This window comes from Candidatus Micrarchaeia archaeon, from assembly GCA_041653315.1.
GTDB lineage: Archaea > Micrarchaeota > Micrarchaeia > Anstonellales > JAHKLY01 > JAHKLY01.
In genome coordinates, this window is the sequence record JBAZFO010000035.1 from 1 (window position 1) to 11,964 (window position 11,964).

Genomic DNA, 11,964 nt, shown 5'->3' on the forward strand with positions numbered 1-11,964 from the left:
ATAGGAACTATCCAACCAATAAGGAAATTTATACCATTTGTAAAGACAAAAGCAATGAATATAAAACAAAAATTACGTTTCATACAGACGCAGTTCAAACATTTGGTAAAATTGAAATAAATTCTTCAATGGCAGATATGATCTCTATTTCTGCACATAAATTTTATGGGCCAAAAGGAATTGGATTATTATACAAAAAATCAGATATTAATATTAAACCAATAATTCACGGACATCAAGAAAAAGGTATGCGTGGGGGAACATATGATACTGCTTCTATAATTGGAATGGCAGAAGCTGCTTTAATAGCTGAAAAAACAAGAGAAAAAACAAATAAAAAATTAAATAATTTAACTGAAAAATTAATTAAAGGAGTTTTAGAAATAGAAAATACTTGGATAAATGGAATAGGAAAAGGCGCAGGAGAAAACAAATTACCTGGATTAATTAATTTTGGTTTCTTGTTAATCGAAGGAGAATCTATTCTTATGCATTTAGATAATAAAGGAATAATGTGTTCAACAGGTTCTGCATGTTCATCAGACTCATTACAAGCATCACATGTTTTACTTTCATTAGGTTTAAAACCTGAAGAAGCGCATGGTTCATTGCGCATAAGTTTAGGAAAAGAAAACACAGAAGAAGATATTGAATATTTTTTAAAAGTTTTACCTGAAATAATTGAAAAATTAAGAAGAATGTCGCCTTTTAAAAACAAGGCGCAATTGCAAAATTATAAAGGAAATTCATTATGTCATTAGGTAATAAAAATTATCCCCCAATAATTTGATCTCCTTTATTAAATGGTTGAAAATTTCCCATTCTTGTTTTAACAACCAATTTCCAATTATTTAGTTCCATATTCATTATCAATATCTTCTCATTTGGTACCTCGGCTTTAACTTGTTCTAAAGTCATAGTTCGACCAAAATAAAACATCTTAGAATAATTTTTCGGACTCCCAAATAAATATTCTCCATCTTCATCTACTATTTCTTTGCGATCAAAAAATCTAAAACCATACACTGTAAATGGAACTTTTATTTTAGTTGGATCTCTTTCTTTAACTTCCCGGATTTCTTTTTCTGGAAAAAAAGACCCGGGTTCAAAAAATTCCACGTAATGTCTCATTATTATAATGCCTTTAGTTGATTTTCCTTTTCCTTCAAAGGGCTTTCCTGCTGGAGTATGATCACTTTCACTCCCCTCCCCACATAATCCTAATTTTACCATTTAAACACCTCATTAATTGTGTTAAAATATATATCTTTTCGTATTTAAAAATGTTTCGATTAGAATTTTAAAATATGTTTGATATATATTCAAAATGCTACGATTGAACGTAACATTTATGTTTTATTTGTTATTAAATATAAGTGAATAAAATGGAAAAATATAATAAAAAAGTAATGGATCACTTCTTGAATCCGCGCAATATGGGAAAAATGGAAAACCCAACCCTTACTGGACAAGCAGGAAACGCAGTATGTGGAGATGTTTTATTTTTGTATCTTAAAATAGAAAAAAACAAAGAAGGAAAAGACATAATTAAAGATGTTAAATTTGAAACATTTGGATGCGCAGCTGCAATAGCAACTTCTTCAGCGCTTACTGAAATTATAAAAGGAAAAACAATTGAAGAAGCGCAGAAAGTTTCAAATAAAGATGTTGAAGAATATTTAGGCCAATTACCTTTAATTAAAAAACACTGCTCAAACTTAGCAGAAGATGCTTTAAAAGATGCTTTGAAAAAATTAACAAAATAAAAAAATCAATAATATTCTATTTCTTGTATTTTAATTCCCAAATAAATCTTCTTATATATTTATCAATTTCTCCTTGTAATTTATATACTAAAGTTCCTATTAAATAATCTCTTATAATCCCATTTATTTCATCTATTTGTCTGTTAATTTTTGTTTCTGGTTTATCTTTAAAATCTTTAATACAAATTTCAAATTTACATTTTTCTGATCCTAAGGTAGAGTATTTTAGTTTTGCTTTTGGCTCAAAATCAAAATTAATTTCTAATATCTTATCTTGGTATGGTTTTGGTCTATAAAATACTAAAGTACATTGTCCGGGAGTATTTTGTATTTGAGTTTTATCAATTTTAGTAGAAATTATTATGCTATCTTTTGAAAACCTTATATCTGTAGTTTCATTTTCATTTAGTTTTAATCCTGTGTGTTTTCCAGTTAATCTATCACTAAGATTCTTTAATTGGGTATTTACTGGATCTAATAAATCTGTTTCTAACCTTTCTTGAGTTGCTCTTTTAATAGGAGAAATAGGTTTTAATATCTCCACTCCTGATTTATCTGGGTTTTCTAATAATCTTTTCATCATTGCTTCTCTTCTAGCGATTAAATCATTCTGCATTGAACTATCTTTTTCATAATACACATTAGGTTCTCTAAAAATCATAATAAATTTAGGAGTTTTCTCTGTTTAAAAAACTTGTGTCTTTACATAGAATTAAAAATGATTTTATCTTATTATATAATTAATTTATAAAGAGGCGATTATGATGGTGAGTGTAGATAAAAATAAGTGTATTGGATGTGGCGCATGTGCAGCAATATGCTCAGCAGTATTTGAATTAACTTCAGAAGGAAAAGCAAGAATTATAGATAGTTATGCTGGTGGAAATGAAGAATGTATTGACCAAGCAGTTAGTATTTGCCCAGTTCAAGCAATAAAAAAATTCTAAATTATTAAAAAATGTATTAAAAAGTCCTGGTTTAACAGGACCATAATTTTTGCTTTAATTTTTCTTCTTAGCGTCTTTCTTCAGCTAACACCCCACGCGGAAGGTCGTAGATGCCGAGATCGACACTGCCGTAGCCGCAGAGCCTACGAACAAGCGCGCTTACTGCTGAATTCCTATTAAAACGATATAAATATCTTTTTGGTCCTTTTTCTCCTTCTTTTTCTGAGGTTGGTATTCCAGTTCTAATATCTGTTGGATACCAGCCATCCTCAACTGGAAGACCATGGAACCAAATTTTATCTAAATTTGAAAAATCATATTCAAGTGTGTAAACATCTCCGTTTCTAACAATTGAATAATCTTCTCCTGGAATTAAACCATCTCTTAAAACAAGAATATTACCAGATAAATCTCTTATTTCTTTTGGGACTTCTATTCTTCTTATTTGGCCATTATCATATTCTCTTGTTATTATATCTCCAAATGGCTTTCCTGGTTCTGGATGACCAAATTGATTTGAAAAAAAGTCAGAAATATTAAATTCTCTTTGAAGAACATCACAATTTTCGCTTCTTTTTCCATCATCTGTTACTATTAATCTATCTGCTATTGGTTTATGGCTTATGACAGATAAAGGATTTTCATCTTTATTTCTTCCTTTATTTGCTTCTGCAATTAAGTTATGTGCAGTATACCAATCTGCATTTTCTGAAAGACAAATAAGTTTTACTTCTCTGCCTAATTCAGGCATTTCTATCATCTTTTTATTTTTTATTTCTGGAACTAAAAAAATTTGTTTCATTATTACACCCCCTAACTATGTTATTTATTATGTTTATTTGGGTTTAAAAAGGTTTTGGTTTGTTAAAAATTAGTCTAATCACAAGAATTGGGTTTTATATTATAATACTGGCAAATCCATTCTTTTAAGGCGCTTTTTTCTAAATAACCTGTATAAAAATATATATTATTTCCTTTATGAAGCGCAAAAGCAGGAACACCTTGTATTTTATTTGTGTCTTTATATTCTTCTTGTATTTTCATTACTTCTGGATTTGTATGGCGCTCTGTTAAATTAATATATTTAATAATTAAGTCCTCTTCTAAAAAATCAGATTCTAACTCATTAACAATTAAAGTCATTGGTGGGCAAAACTCTTCACAACCATCTGCATACAAATACTCTAATTCTAATTGCTCTTTATTAAAATTTTGCTCTTGAATTGGTGTTTCTGTTACACCTTGCATAACACATCCAAACAATAGAATAAAAACCAAACATCCAAAAAATAATTTCATAATCATTATTATCCCTTTTAGTATTTCTTAAATATATTTTTTAAATTTTTGCTTAGAAACACCCATTACCTATTATTAAATTTGATTAATGAATGCACCTCATATTTATCCAATTTTTTTCTTGCTTCTAACCCAGTTAATTCAACTAAAAATCCAACACCAACAACATTAGCTCCATGTTTTTCAATAGCTTTTACTGCTGCTTCTGTTGTAACCCCTCCTGCTAAAACATCATCAAAGAAAATTACTCTTTCTCCTTTTTTAATTGCATTTTTAGGCATTTCTAAAGCATTAACTTTATAATCTAAACCAAATTCCTTGCTTAAATTCATTTTAGATTTACCTTTTCTTCTTAAAGGTACAAATGCAACACCTAATGAAATAGCTAAAGATGAACCAAAAATAAATCCTCTAGGTTCAACTGCAACAACTGCTTCTATATTCTTATTTTTATAATATTCTTTTAGTAAATTAATAGTTTTATTAAAAGACTCTGAATCTGTTAATAATGGAGTTACATCTCTATAAGTAATCCCTTTTTTCGGAAAATCAGAAATAGTTTTAATTTTTCGTTTAAGTTCTAATATTTGATCTTGTTCCATACTTGCCCCCCCACCTAAATATTAGGTATTAAATAGTATATGAAAGCTATTAAAAATGCATCGAAATTATTTTATTTTCGAAATAAGAAAAGGAATAATATTTGTTCTTTCTTTTAATTCATATTTTGTTTTTAAAATAGGAATAGTTGTTTTTAATATTAATTTTAAATCAATCGGAGTCCCAGAAATAATATAATCAATCTTTTCTTTTTGATTTATTTTTTTGATAATTTCACCTAATTCCTTTATTTGTTTATCAGAATAACCCATTGCTGGGAGAATTTTTCCATCTAAATGCTGATATTTTTCAAAAGTCTTTTCTATATCTCCAAAAAGATAATTTTTAACATTTAGTATTTTTGGTTCATAATTTATTGCTTCTTTATATCCAGCACCGTAAACCATTCCTCCATGTGTCAAAGTAGGTCCATCTTCTATTATTAATATCTTTTTTCCTTTTATTTTATCGGCATTTTCTAAAGTTATTATAGAATCAGCATGAATTATTTTTGCTTTTGAATTCATATTTTTTGCATTTAATACAATCGTATCTATATCCCTTTTATTTGCACTATTCTCTTTATTTATTATTATTGCATCTGCAATTCTAAAATTAACTTCTCCTGGATAAAACTTTTTTTCATGATTTGGCCTTAAAGCATCTGCTACAACAAATAATAAATTTGGTTTATAAAAAGGAGTATCATTATTTCCACCATCCCATAAAATTATATCTGCTTCATTTTCAGCTTGTCTTAAAATTCTTTCATAATCCACACCTGCATACAAAATAAATCCATTTTTTATATGTAATTCATATTCTTCTCTTTCTTCTATAGTTGTCTTATATCTTTTAAGATCTTCTATTTTTGTGAATCTTTGGATTATTTGCTTTGATAAATCTCCATAAGGCATTGGATGTCTTATTATAACTACTTTTTTTCCGCTTTGTTTTAATAAATTAGCTATATATCTAGTTGTTTGGCTTTTTCCACAGCCTGTTCTAACTGCACAAACAGCAATTACTGGTTTATTAGATTTTAACATTGTTTTTTCTGGAGATAAAATAACAAAATCAGCACCTGCTGAGTTTACTTTTGCACTTAAATTCATAACAATATCATAAGACAAATCACTATAACTTAAAATACACTCATCAATTTTATGCTTTTTAATCAAATTCTCTAACTCTTCTTCTGGATAAATAGGTATCCCATTTGGATATAATTTTCCACTTAGAATTTTTGGGTATTTTCTATCATCAATACCTGGTATTTGCGTTGCTGTAAAACAAACAACTTCATATTCATTATTATCTCTATATAATGTATTAAAATTATGGAAATCTCGGCCTGCTGCCCCTATAATAATTATTTTCTTTTTCATAAATAAGGATAAATCAATAAAGTATAAAAATATGTCTTTTATCAAAAGGTTTTTAAAGGTAACACCACATAACACAATGTAAGGTGATGTTACATGGTAAATTTAAACCTAAGGGGAATTGATGAATATACTAATCGAGTGCTTAATGTGATTAAATCAAAATACGGCTTAACACATAAAGGCGAGGCATTAAACAAATTAGCACAAGAAATTGGGGATAAATATATTGAAGAAGAAATAAAAGAAGAATTTGTAAAAAAAATAACAAAAACAATTAATGAACATGAACAAAAATATCCAAAAAGAAGAATGAGTTTAGAAGAATTAGATAAACTTTGCGGAATAAGTGATTAAATGGCTTTTGAATTTGATCTTTCAGAAGAATTAAAAGAAATATTATATGTATTAAATAACCGAGATAAAAAACTTGCTGAAAGAATAAATAAAAAAATTAAAGAAATTATAAATTGCGATTTAAATTCAGTAAACCATTATCAAAATTTAAAATATGAGTTTAAAGATAGAAAAAGAGTACATATTGGACATTTTGTTTTAACTTTTAAAATATATAAAGAAAAAAATTTTATTTTATTTATTAATTTTTCACATCATGATGAAATATATATACTAAAGTAATTTCAAATCTCTTGTAAATTCATCTATTTCATTTTCATACCAGGGGCCGATTGCAAAACATGTTTTTGTACCTGGCGTAATTTGAGTTAAACCTGCATCTCTAATTAAAGCTACGGGTATTTTTTTATCCTTTATTCTCTGAAATAAATCCATTAATTCTTTTTCTCCTTCTACTTTAACAACTACTTTCTTTTCTCCTTCCATCTCCCATTTATCAATAATTTGGGGAGTATTTTGTTTAACATTTCTATATCCTGCCACCGAGGCATGAGCTACTTGACCAGCTAACTTACCTTTGCCTAATTTGATGTCATTTCTAATAACAATTACCTGTTTTATTGAAAAATTACTATTATTTTTAAAAAATACCATAATTAATCTACAATATTAAGATTAATAAATACTTTGACTTTCATAAGCAATAATAGTGGAAGTTTTCGTTTAATAACGTAGAATAAGATTTATAAATATAGTTATTGTAGTTCTTAATGGTGACCAATAATATGGCAAAAGCAAAAACTATGGAAAAAATTGGAGGCTACCTCTTTATTCTAGGTGTACTCATTGCAGTAATACTTGGAATATTTGGTGCTGACCCAACACTACTAGCTTTATTAGTAGTATTTGGAATTATCGTAGGTATCCTAAACGTTGGTGATAAAGAAGTTATAAACTTCTTAATTGCAGCAATAGCTTTAGGACTTGCAGGATCTGCTTTAGGTGGATTAGCTCCATTATTAGCAGGCTTCGAAACAATGCTTCTTGGTGCATTCAGTGCATTAATGATGTTTGTAGGAGGAGCGGTAGTAATACCTGCATTAAAAGTTATCTATGATATAGCTTCCGACAAATAAATTAATATCTATTAGGGAATTTTTCCCTTTTTTTTCTTTTGTTTTTTTTATTTTACTCTTTCTATTTGTGTGGGTTCGTTTTTTGATTTATCTCTTTCTAATTTATAAAGCGCGTTGAAATCGTGATTTAAAAGAGACTCATCATGAGTAATTACAAAAGTTTGCTCTACTATCTCTGGAATTTTCTCCTGTAATGTTTCTGAAAGCATTTTAACTGCCTGCACATCTAAATTATGTGTTGGTTCATCTAATATTAACCAGCTTAAATTAGGAGTTAAAACCATTGCAAACGCTATTCTCAAAGTTAAACTTAAACAAGCTTTTTCACCGCCAGAAGCAGTAGCATCTAAATCATGCCATTCATTATTTCTATATAATTGAGTTATATAATCTTTTTCTTGCGGATCTAATCTAACTTTTTCATAATCACCATATGGGTAGATAATGGGCCAAATTTCCATCATTGCAGTATTTATGGCTTCAATAAGGCCTTTTCTAACTTCTGTTTGAGTTTCTATTATACAATTTTTATAAATTGAATACTGCTCTTCTTTTTTAGCAAAATATTCAATATCACTTTTTAATTTATTTATTTTTTCTATCTCTTTTTTATTTAAATCAACTATCTCATTTTTATTCTTTAATTCATTATCTATTGTTTTAATTTCATATTCTAATTTATTAAATTCAATATTTTTTTCTTGTATTTCTTTATTTAACTTATTGAATAAATCTTCATTATATTCAATTTGTTTTAATTTTAATCTTTTTTGCTCTAATTCTTCTTCAATTTCTATCTTTTCTTTTGACTTTTTTGTATATTCTTCTAAAAATCTAATTTCATCCTTTAATTTATCTTTTAACTCTCTTTTTTCTTTAATTTCTAAATCTAATTTAGTTTTTTCTTCTGCTATTTTAATACCTTCTTCTTCTAATTTATTTAATTGTGTTTTTAATTCAGAAGTATCTTTTACTTCCTTTAATAATTCTTCTAATTTTTCTTTTTGTTTTTCAAATTGTTTTTTGTTTTTTTCTTGTTTTTCTTTTTCTGCTTTTATTTCTTGTTTTTCTTTTTCTGCTTTTGTTTCATTTTCTCCTATTTCTTCTTTCTCTCTTTTTTTCTCATTTATTAATTCAAGTCTGTGCTCTTCTGACAATTGAGAATCACAAATCGGGCATTTAGATAATTCTTTATTATCCAATTCTTTAATTGCTTTTTCAAGGTCTTTTTTTCTTAATTCTATTTTGGAAATATGTTTTTTTATATTTTCTAATTTTTCTTCTATAAGTATAAAATTTTTTTCGATTTCTTCACCATTTATATTCTCTAGTTCAGCTCTTAATTCTAATATTTGTTTATCTATTTTTTGTATTCTTTCAATATCTGATGAAATCTTGGATTTTTTAGAAATAAGTTCATTATTTTGTTTTAATAAAATATTTATTTTATCTTCTAAAGCACCTATTTTTAGATTATCTAATTCTTTCCTCTTTTCTTCTAAATTCAGTTCTTTATATTTATCTAAATTATCTAAATCAATAATTAATCTTTTTTGTATTTCTTCTTTTCTTAACATTAATTCTTTTAATTCCTGATAATCTTTTTTTTGTTTTTCAAGATCTGTAACTTTTTGCTTAATTTCATCAAATTCTTTTTTCTTTTGGCTGTATTTTCTTAAACTTTCTTGTTTTTTATTATTTAATTCTTGTATCTCCTCTTCTATTTGTTTTATTTTTTCATTCAATTCGTTTTCTTTTTGGAAATTTATGTTTTCTTTTAAAAAAGAGCTTAGATCTTTAATTTTATTTATGATTTTAGTTACATTTATTCTCGCAGTTTCAAATTTATCCAAACCTAATAAATTATCAATCTCCTCTTTTCTTTTTCCTGCCCTTAAAGAAAAAAAGTAATCTATATTATTTTGTTCTGAATAAATTATTTTATTAAACAATTCATAATCTACATTAAGGATTTTTTCGATTTCTGTAGTTACTGCTTTGGGACTTTTTTGAATCATCTGTCCTTCTTTATATAATACTGCATCACTCCCATTTTTTGATAAAGTCCGTTCTATTTCATATTTAATATCTTCGTGAATAAATTTGATTATTATTTTTGATTGGTTTTCGCCATATTTTAAAATATTTTCTAATTTAATTGAACCTCTTTTTAGACTAGGACAAGTTCCATATAAACCAAAAGAAATAGCATCTAATACACTGCTTTTACCAGAACCCATAATTCCAATTAAAACATTAGTTCCTTTAGAAAATTCTAATAATGTTTCTTTATGTGATTTCCAATTAAATAAATGTATAGAAGTAATCATAATATAAATTTATAACAAAACACTTTAAACTATTGTCTATCCATTGAAATTACATCTATTTCACTAACGCCTTCGACTGCTTTTATTCTTTCTTCTACTTCATCAAACCCTTCATCTTTATCATCAACAAAAATTTGGGCTTTAATTATTTTAATTCCAAATCCTATATCTTCTAACTCTGCTGTATTAACTCTGCAAACTTTTTTTATTTTTTCAATCAATTCTTCCAAATTATCTTGCTCTTCAGAAGAAATTTTAACATTTACTGCTACATCTGCCATTTAAAAACCCCCTTATGGTCCTTCAGTTCTGCATTTTTTGCAGATATATTGAACTCCAAGTTCTCTACAATGATGACATCTAACTATCATTTCACCACATTCTACACATGGAAATTCAGCGAATTTTCCAGCAACTTTTCCGCATCCATCACATTTTTTCATAAAATCACCTAATCTCAAATAATCGCTAAAATAAGCAATAATATTTAAAGAGAAACCTCTTTAAAATACTTACTATTGCCCCCATAGTATAACCTGGATAGAATAGGACCTTGCGGAGGTCATGATCGGGGTTCAAATGATTTTGTTGAAAAAAAATATTTTCAGCAAAACTGAAAATCCCCGTGGGGGCGTATGGCGTATCTGCCGGGAATCGAACCCGGTTCTCAAGCTTTTTCCAAAAATTATTTTTTAGTATTTAAATGCTCATACCAACCCAAATTTTTAAATTTTCTTTTTGGGGTAAAGACCTTTTTCTTTTTAAAGAAAAAGGGATTTATGTGCGCCTGCCGGGAATCGAACCCGGTTCTCAAGCTTTTTCCAAAAATTATTTTTTAGTATTTAAATGCTCATACCAACCCAAATTTTTAAATTTTCTTTTTGGGGTAAAGACCTTTTTCTTTTTAAAGAAAAAGGGATTTATGGGAAGCTCGTATCCTACCGGTAGACTACAAGCGCTTAATATTTTGAACCTAAATAACAAGCTATTCCGCCAATTATTAAGGATGAAGCAAAGTATATTATGATTTCTTGAACTAAAATATTAAACAAAAATATAAATGATAAGGTAAAAACTATCAAAACACTTGAAAAAACCCCTATTAAACATCCACTGCATGAACAACAAATAGCAGATTTCTTCTTTTGTTTAGCTAAAATTCTTGAAGCTATTAAAGCAAAGATTAATACAAAAATTAAATTAAAATATAAAATCTCTGAAATAAATAAGTAAAATAAAAGCGAAAATATAAATGCTAAGATAGCACAGCTAAAAACTAAAATAAATTTATGTGGTTTAGAAAATTCTTCTGGTGCATTAATTTCAATTTTCTTTTTCTTATTTTTAATTACCATATTCTATTTTAGATATACAATAATATTTAAATTCTTGCCCTCTTTACAATAGATTAATGGAAATAAAAATAAATATAAAAAAATCTCTGAATGATAATGCATCAGAATGTTATGATAAAAGCAAAGCTATTAAAAAAAAGATTGAAAGACTTGAAAAAGAAATTGAAAAAACTAAAGAACTACTTAAAAAAGAGGACGAAAAACCAAAAATAAGCAAAAAAACAAGAGTTAAACGAGAAAAAGAATGGTATGAAAAATTTCATTGGTTTTTTACATCTGATAATAAATTGGTAATTGCAGGAAAAGATGCAAAACAAAATGATATTTTATATTCTCAATATTTAGAAGATAACGACTTATTTTTTCATGCGGATATACAAGGCGCCCCAGCAACAATCTTAAAAAATGGTTTAAATGCGTCAGAAGAAGAGAAAAAAGAAACTGCACAGTTTGCTGCTTCATATTCAAGTGCATGGAAAACAGGATATTCATCAATAGATGTTTATGCGCTTAAAAAAGAACAAGTTGGAAAACACGCACAAGGAGGATTTGTTGGAAAGGGAGGATTCACTTTAACTGGAGAAAGAGAATGGTTTAGAAATACTGCTCTTGGATTAACCATATTTATTGAAGAAGATAAAAATAAAATAGAAATTGTTAAAGTTAAACCTGGAGAAGATAAAAAAGCAGGAAAAAAGCGCGTATTTATAAAACCAGGAAGTAAAGAAAAAGGCGAAAGCGCTAAACTAATTACTAAAAACTTAGGCGCCGAAATAGATGAAATTCTTC

Annotated in this window: 18 protein-coding genes and 2 tRNA genes; 8 read left to right on the plus strand and 12 right to left on the minus strand. The window is 27.3% G+C overall.

What is annotated here, in order from left to right; translation table 11 throughout:
* A partial coding sequence (locus WC356_06210) for an aminotransferase class V-fold PLP-dependent enzyme (GenBank protein MFA5382739.1) occupies positions 1–761 on the plus strand: 761 nt, incomplete at its 5' end.
* A gap of 10 nt (positions 762–771) precedes the next feature.
* Here the strand turns inward: WC356_06210 and WC356_06215 are convergent.
* Complete coding sequence (locus WC356_06215; GenBank protein ID MFA5382740.1) at positions 772–1,233, minus strand: hypothetical protein; 462 nt, start codon at positions 1,231–1,233, stop codon at positions 772–774.
* A gap of 152 nt (positions 1,234–1,385) precedes the next feature.
* Between WC356_06215 and WC356_06220 the strand changes: the two genes are divergently transcribed.
* Positions 1,386–1,766, plus strand: a complete 381-nt coding sequence (locus tag WC356_06220; protein ID MFA5382741.1) for an iron-sulfur cluster assembly scaffold protein — start codon at positions 1,386–1,388, stop codon at positions 1,764–1,766.
* Between the two features lie 16 nt (positions 1,767–1,782).
* Here the strand turns inward: WC356_06220 and WC356_06225 are convergent, their stop codons facing one another.
* Positions 1,783–2,427 (minus strand): hypothetical protein, encoded by a 645-nt coding sequence (locus WC356_06225; GenBank protein ID MFA5382742.1) that lies wholly within the window; start codon positions 2,425–2,427, stop codon positions 1,783–1,785.
* Positions 2,428–2,527: 100 nt separating this feature from the next.
* On the opposite strand from WC356_06225, the gene WC356_06230 reads away from it, so the two are divergent.
* The gene (locus WC356_06230; GenBank protein MFA5382743.1) at positions 2,528–2,713 is read left to right on the plus strand and encodes a ferredoxin; all 186 of its coding nucleotides are present in this window, start codon (positions 2,528–2,530) and stop codon (positions 2,711–2,713) included.
* Positions 2,714–2,780: 67 nt separating this feature from the next.
* On the opposite strand, the gene WC356_06235 is transcribed toward WC356_06230, so the two are convergent.
* The 4 genes from WC356_06235 to WC356_06250 all read right to left on the minus strand — a co-directional run bounded on the left by WC356_06235 (position 2,781) and on the right by WC356_06250 (position 6,000).
* Complete coding sequence (locus WC356_06235) at positions 2,781–3,515, minus strand: hypothetical protein (protein MFA5382744.1); 735 nt, start codon at positions 3,513–3,515, stop codon at positions 2,781–2,783.
* A 74-nt stretch (positions 3,516–3,589) separates the two neighbouring features.
* Complete coding sequence (locus tag WC356_06240; protein MFA5382745.1) at positions 3,590–4,018, minus strand: hypothetical protein; 429 nt, start codon at positions 4,016–4,018, stop codon at positions 3,590–3,592.
* Positions 4,019–4,077: 59 nt separating this feature from the next.
* Positions 4,078–4,614, minus strand: a complete 537-nt coding sequence (locus tag WC356_06245; GenBank protein ID MFA5382746.1) for an adenine phosphoribosyltransferase — start codon at positions 4,612–4,614, stop codon at positions 4,078–4,080.
* A gap of 66 nt (positions 4,615–4,680) precedes the next feature.
* Positions 4,681–6,000, minus strand: a complete 1,320-nt coding sequence (locus tag WC356_06250) for a GTPase (protein MFA5382747.1) — start codon at positions 5,998–6,000, stop codon at positions 4,681–4,683.
* A 93-nt stretch (positions 6,001–6,093) separates the two neighbouring features.
* On the opposite strand from WC356_06250, the gene WC356_06255 reads away from it, so the two are divergent.
* Entirely contained in the window at positions 6,094–6,354 is a 261-nt protein-coding gene (locus WC356_06255; protein MFA5382748.1) for a hypothetical protein, read from the plus strand.
* The gene (locus WC356_06260) at positions 6,355–6,636 is read left to right on the plus strand and encodes a hypothetical protein (protein MFA5382749.1); all 282 of its coding nucleotides are present in this window, start codon (positions 6,355–6,357) and stop codon (positions 6,634–6,636) included.
* Here the strand turns inward: WC356_06260 and pth2 are convergent.
* A complete protein-coding gene (pth2, locus tag WC356_06265; GenBank protein ID MFA5382750.1) occupies positions 6,628–7,008 on the minus strand; it encodes a peptidyl-tRNA hydrolase Pth2 in 381 nt (126 codons plus the stop codon). The genes WC356_06260 and pth2 overlap by 9 nt on opposite strands.
* Positions 7,009–7,139: 131 nt before the next feature.
* Here pth2 and WC356_06270 point away from each other — a divergent pair, with 131 nt between their 5' ends.
* Positions 7,140–7,490: a hypothetical protein gene (locus WC356_06270; protein ID MFA5382751.1), complete on the plus strand. Its 351-nt coding sequence runs from the start codon at positions 7,140–7,142 to the stop codon at positions 7,488–7,490.
* A gap of 47 nt (positions 7,491–7,537) precedes the next feature.
* Here the strand turns inward: WC356_06270 and WC356_06275 are convergent, their stop codons facing one another.
* The 3 genes from WC356_06275 to WC356_06285 are packed head-to-tail and all read right to left on the minus strand — an operon-like array spanning position 7,538 to position 10,281.
* Entirely contained in the window at positions 7,538–9,820 is a 2,283-nt protein-coding gene (locus WC356_06275) for an AAA family ATPase (protein ID MFA5382752.1), read from the minus strand.
* 29 nt (positions 9,821–9,849) lie between these two features.
* A complete protein-coding gene (locus tag WC356_06280; protein MFA5382753.1) occupies positions 9,850–10,101 on the minus strand; it encodes an elongation factor 1-beta in 252 nt (83 codons plus the stop codon).
* A 12-nt stretch (positions 10,102–10,113) separates the two neighbouring features.
* Positions 10,114–10,281, minus strand: coding sequence for a zinc finger domain-containing protein (locus WC356_06285; protein MFA5382754.1), 168 nt, complete (start codon positions 10,279–10,281; stop codon positions 10,114–10,116).
* Between the two features lie 59 nt (positions 10,282–10,340).
* Between WC356_06285 and WC356_06290 the strand changes: the two genes are divergently transcribed.
* Positions 10,341–10,454: transfer RNA gene (locus WC356_06290), tRNA-Arg, on the plus strand.
* A gap of 148 nt (positions 10,455–10,602) precedes the next feature.
* Here WC356_06290 and WC356_06295 read toward each other — a convergent pair.
* Together WC356_06295 and WC356_06300 are read right to left on the minus strand one after the other, a co-directional pair.
* Positions 10,603–10,779 (minus strand) — tRNA-Gly (locus tag WC356_06295).
* A complete protein-coding gene (locus WC356_06300; protein ID MFA5382755.1) occupies positions 10,780–11,175 on the minus strand; it encodes a hypothetical protein in 396 nt (131 codons plus the stop codon).
* Positions 11,176–11,231: 56 nt separating this feature from the next.
* Here WC356_06300 and WC356_06305 point away from each other — a divergent pair.
* Positions 11,232–11,964 (plus strand): NFACT RNA binding domain-containing protein (locus tag WC356_06305; protein ID MFA5382756.1); only part of this gene is annotated, 733 nt, incomplete at its 3' end.

What these genes read in the sequence shown, in the direction of transcription:
- WC356_06250 (MFA5382747.1), bottom strand. Translation starts at nt 6,000, where the DNA reads ATGAAAAAGAAAATAATTATTATAGGGGCAGCAGGCCGAGATTTCCAT.
- WC356_06270 (MFA5382751.1), top strand. Translation starts at nt 7,140, where the DNA reads ATGGCAAAAGCAAAAACTATGGAAAAAATTGGAGGCTACCTCTTTATT.
- WC356_06240 (MFA5382745.1), bottom strand. Translation starts at nt 4,018, where the DNA reads ATGATTATGAAATTATTTTTTGGATGTTTGGTTTTTATTCTATTGTTT.
- pth2 (MFA5382750.1), bottom strand. Translation starts at nt 7,008, where the DNA reads ATGGTATTTTTTAAAAATAATAGTAATTTTTCAATAAAACAGGTAATT.
- WC356_06255 (MFA5382748.1), top strand. Translation starts at nt 6,094, where the DNA reads ATGGTAAATTTAAACCTAAGGGGAATTGATGAATATACTAATCGAGTG.
- WC356_06280 (MFA5382753.1), bottom strand. Translation starts at nt 10,101, where the DNA reads ATGGCAGATGTAGCAGTAAATGTTAAAATTTCTTCTGAAGAGCAAGAT.
- WC356_06215 (MFA5382740.1), bottom strand. Translation starts at nt 1,233, where the DNA reads ATGGTAAAATTAGGATTATGTGGGGAGGGGAGTGAAAGTGATCATACT.
- WC356_06220 (MFA5382741.1), top strand. Translation starts at nt 1,386, where the DNA reads ATGGAAAAATATAATAAAAAAGTAATGGATCACTTCTTGAATCCGCGC.
- WC356_06300 (MFA5382755.1), bottom strand. Translation starts at nt 11,175, where the DNA reads ATGGTAATTAAAAATAAGAAAAAGAAAATTGAAATTAATGCACCAGAA.
- WC356_06230 (MFA5382743.1), top strand. Translation starts at nt 2,528, where the DNA reads ATGATGGTGAGTGTAGATAAAAATAAGTGTATTGGATGTGGCGCATGT.
- WC356_06260 (MFA5382749.1), top strand. Translation starts at nt 6,355, where the DNA reads ATGGCTTTTGAATTTGATCTTTCAGAAGAATTAAAAGAAATATTATAT.
- WC356_06275 (MFA5382752.1), bottom strand. Translation starts at nt 9,820, where the DNA reads ATGATTACTTCTATACATTTATTTAATTGGAAATCACATAAAGAAACA.
- WC356_06245 (MFA5382746.1), bottom strand. Translation starts at nt 4,614, where the DNA reads ATGGAACAAGATCAAATATTAGAACTTAAACGAAAAATTAAAACTATT.
- WC356_06235 (MFA5382744.1), bottom strand. Translation starts at nt 3,515, where the DNA reads ATGAAACAAATTTTTTTAGTTCCAGAAATAAAAAATAAAAAGATGATA.
- WC356_06225 (MFA5382742.1), bottom strand. Translation starts at nt 2,427, where the DNA reads ATGATTTTTAGAGAACCTAATGTGTATTATGAAAAAGATAGTTCAATG.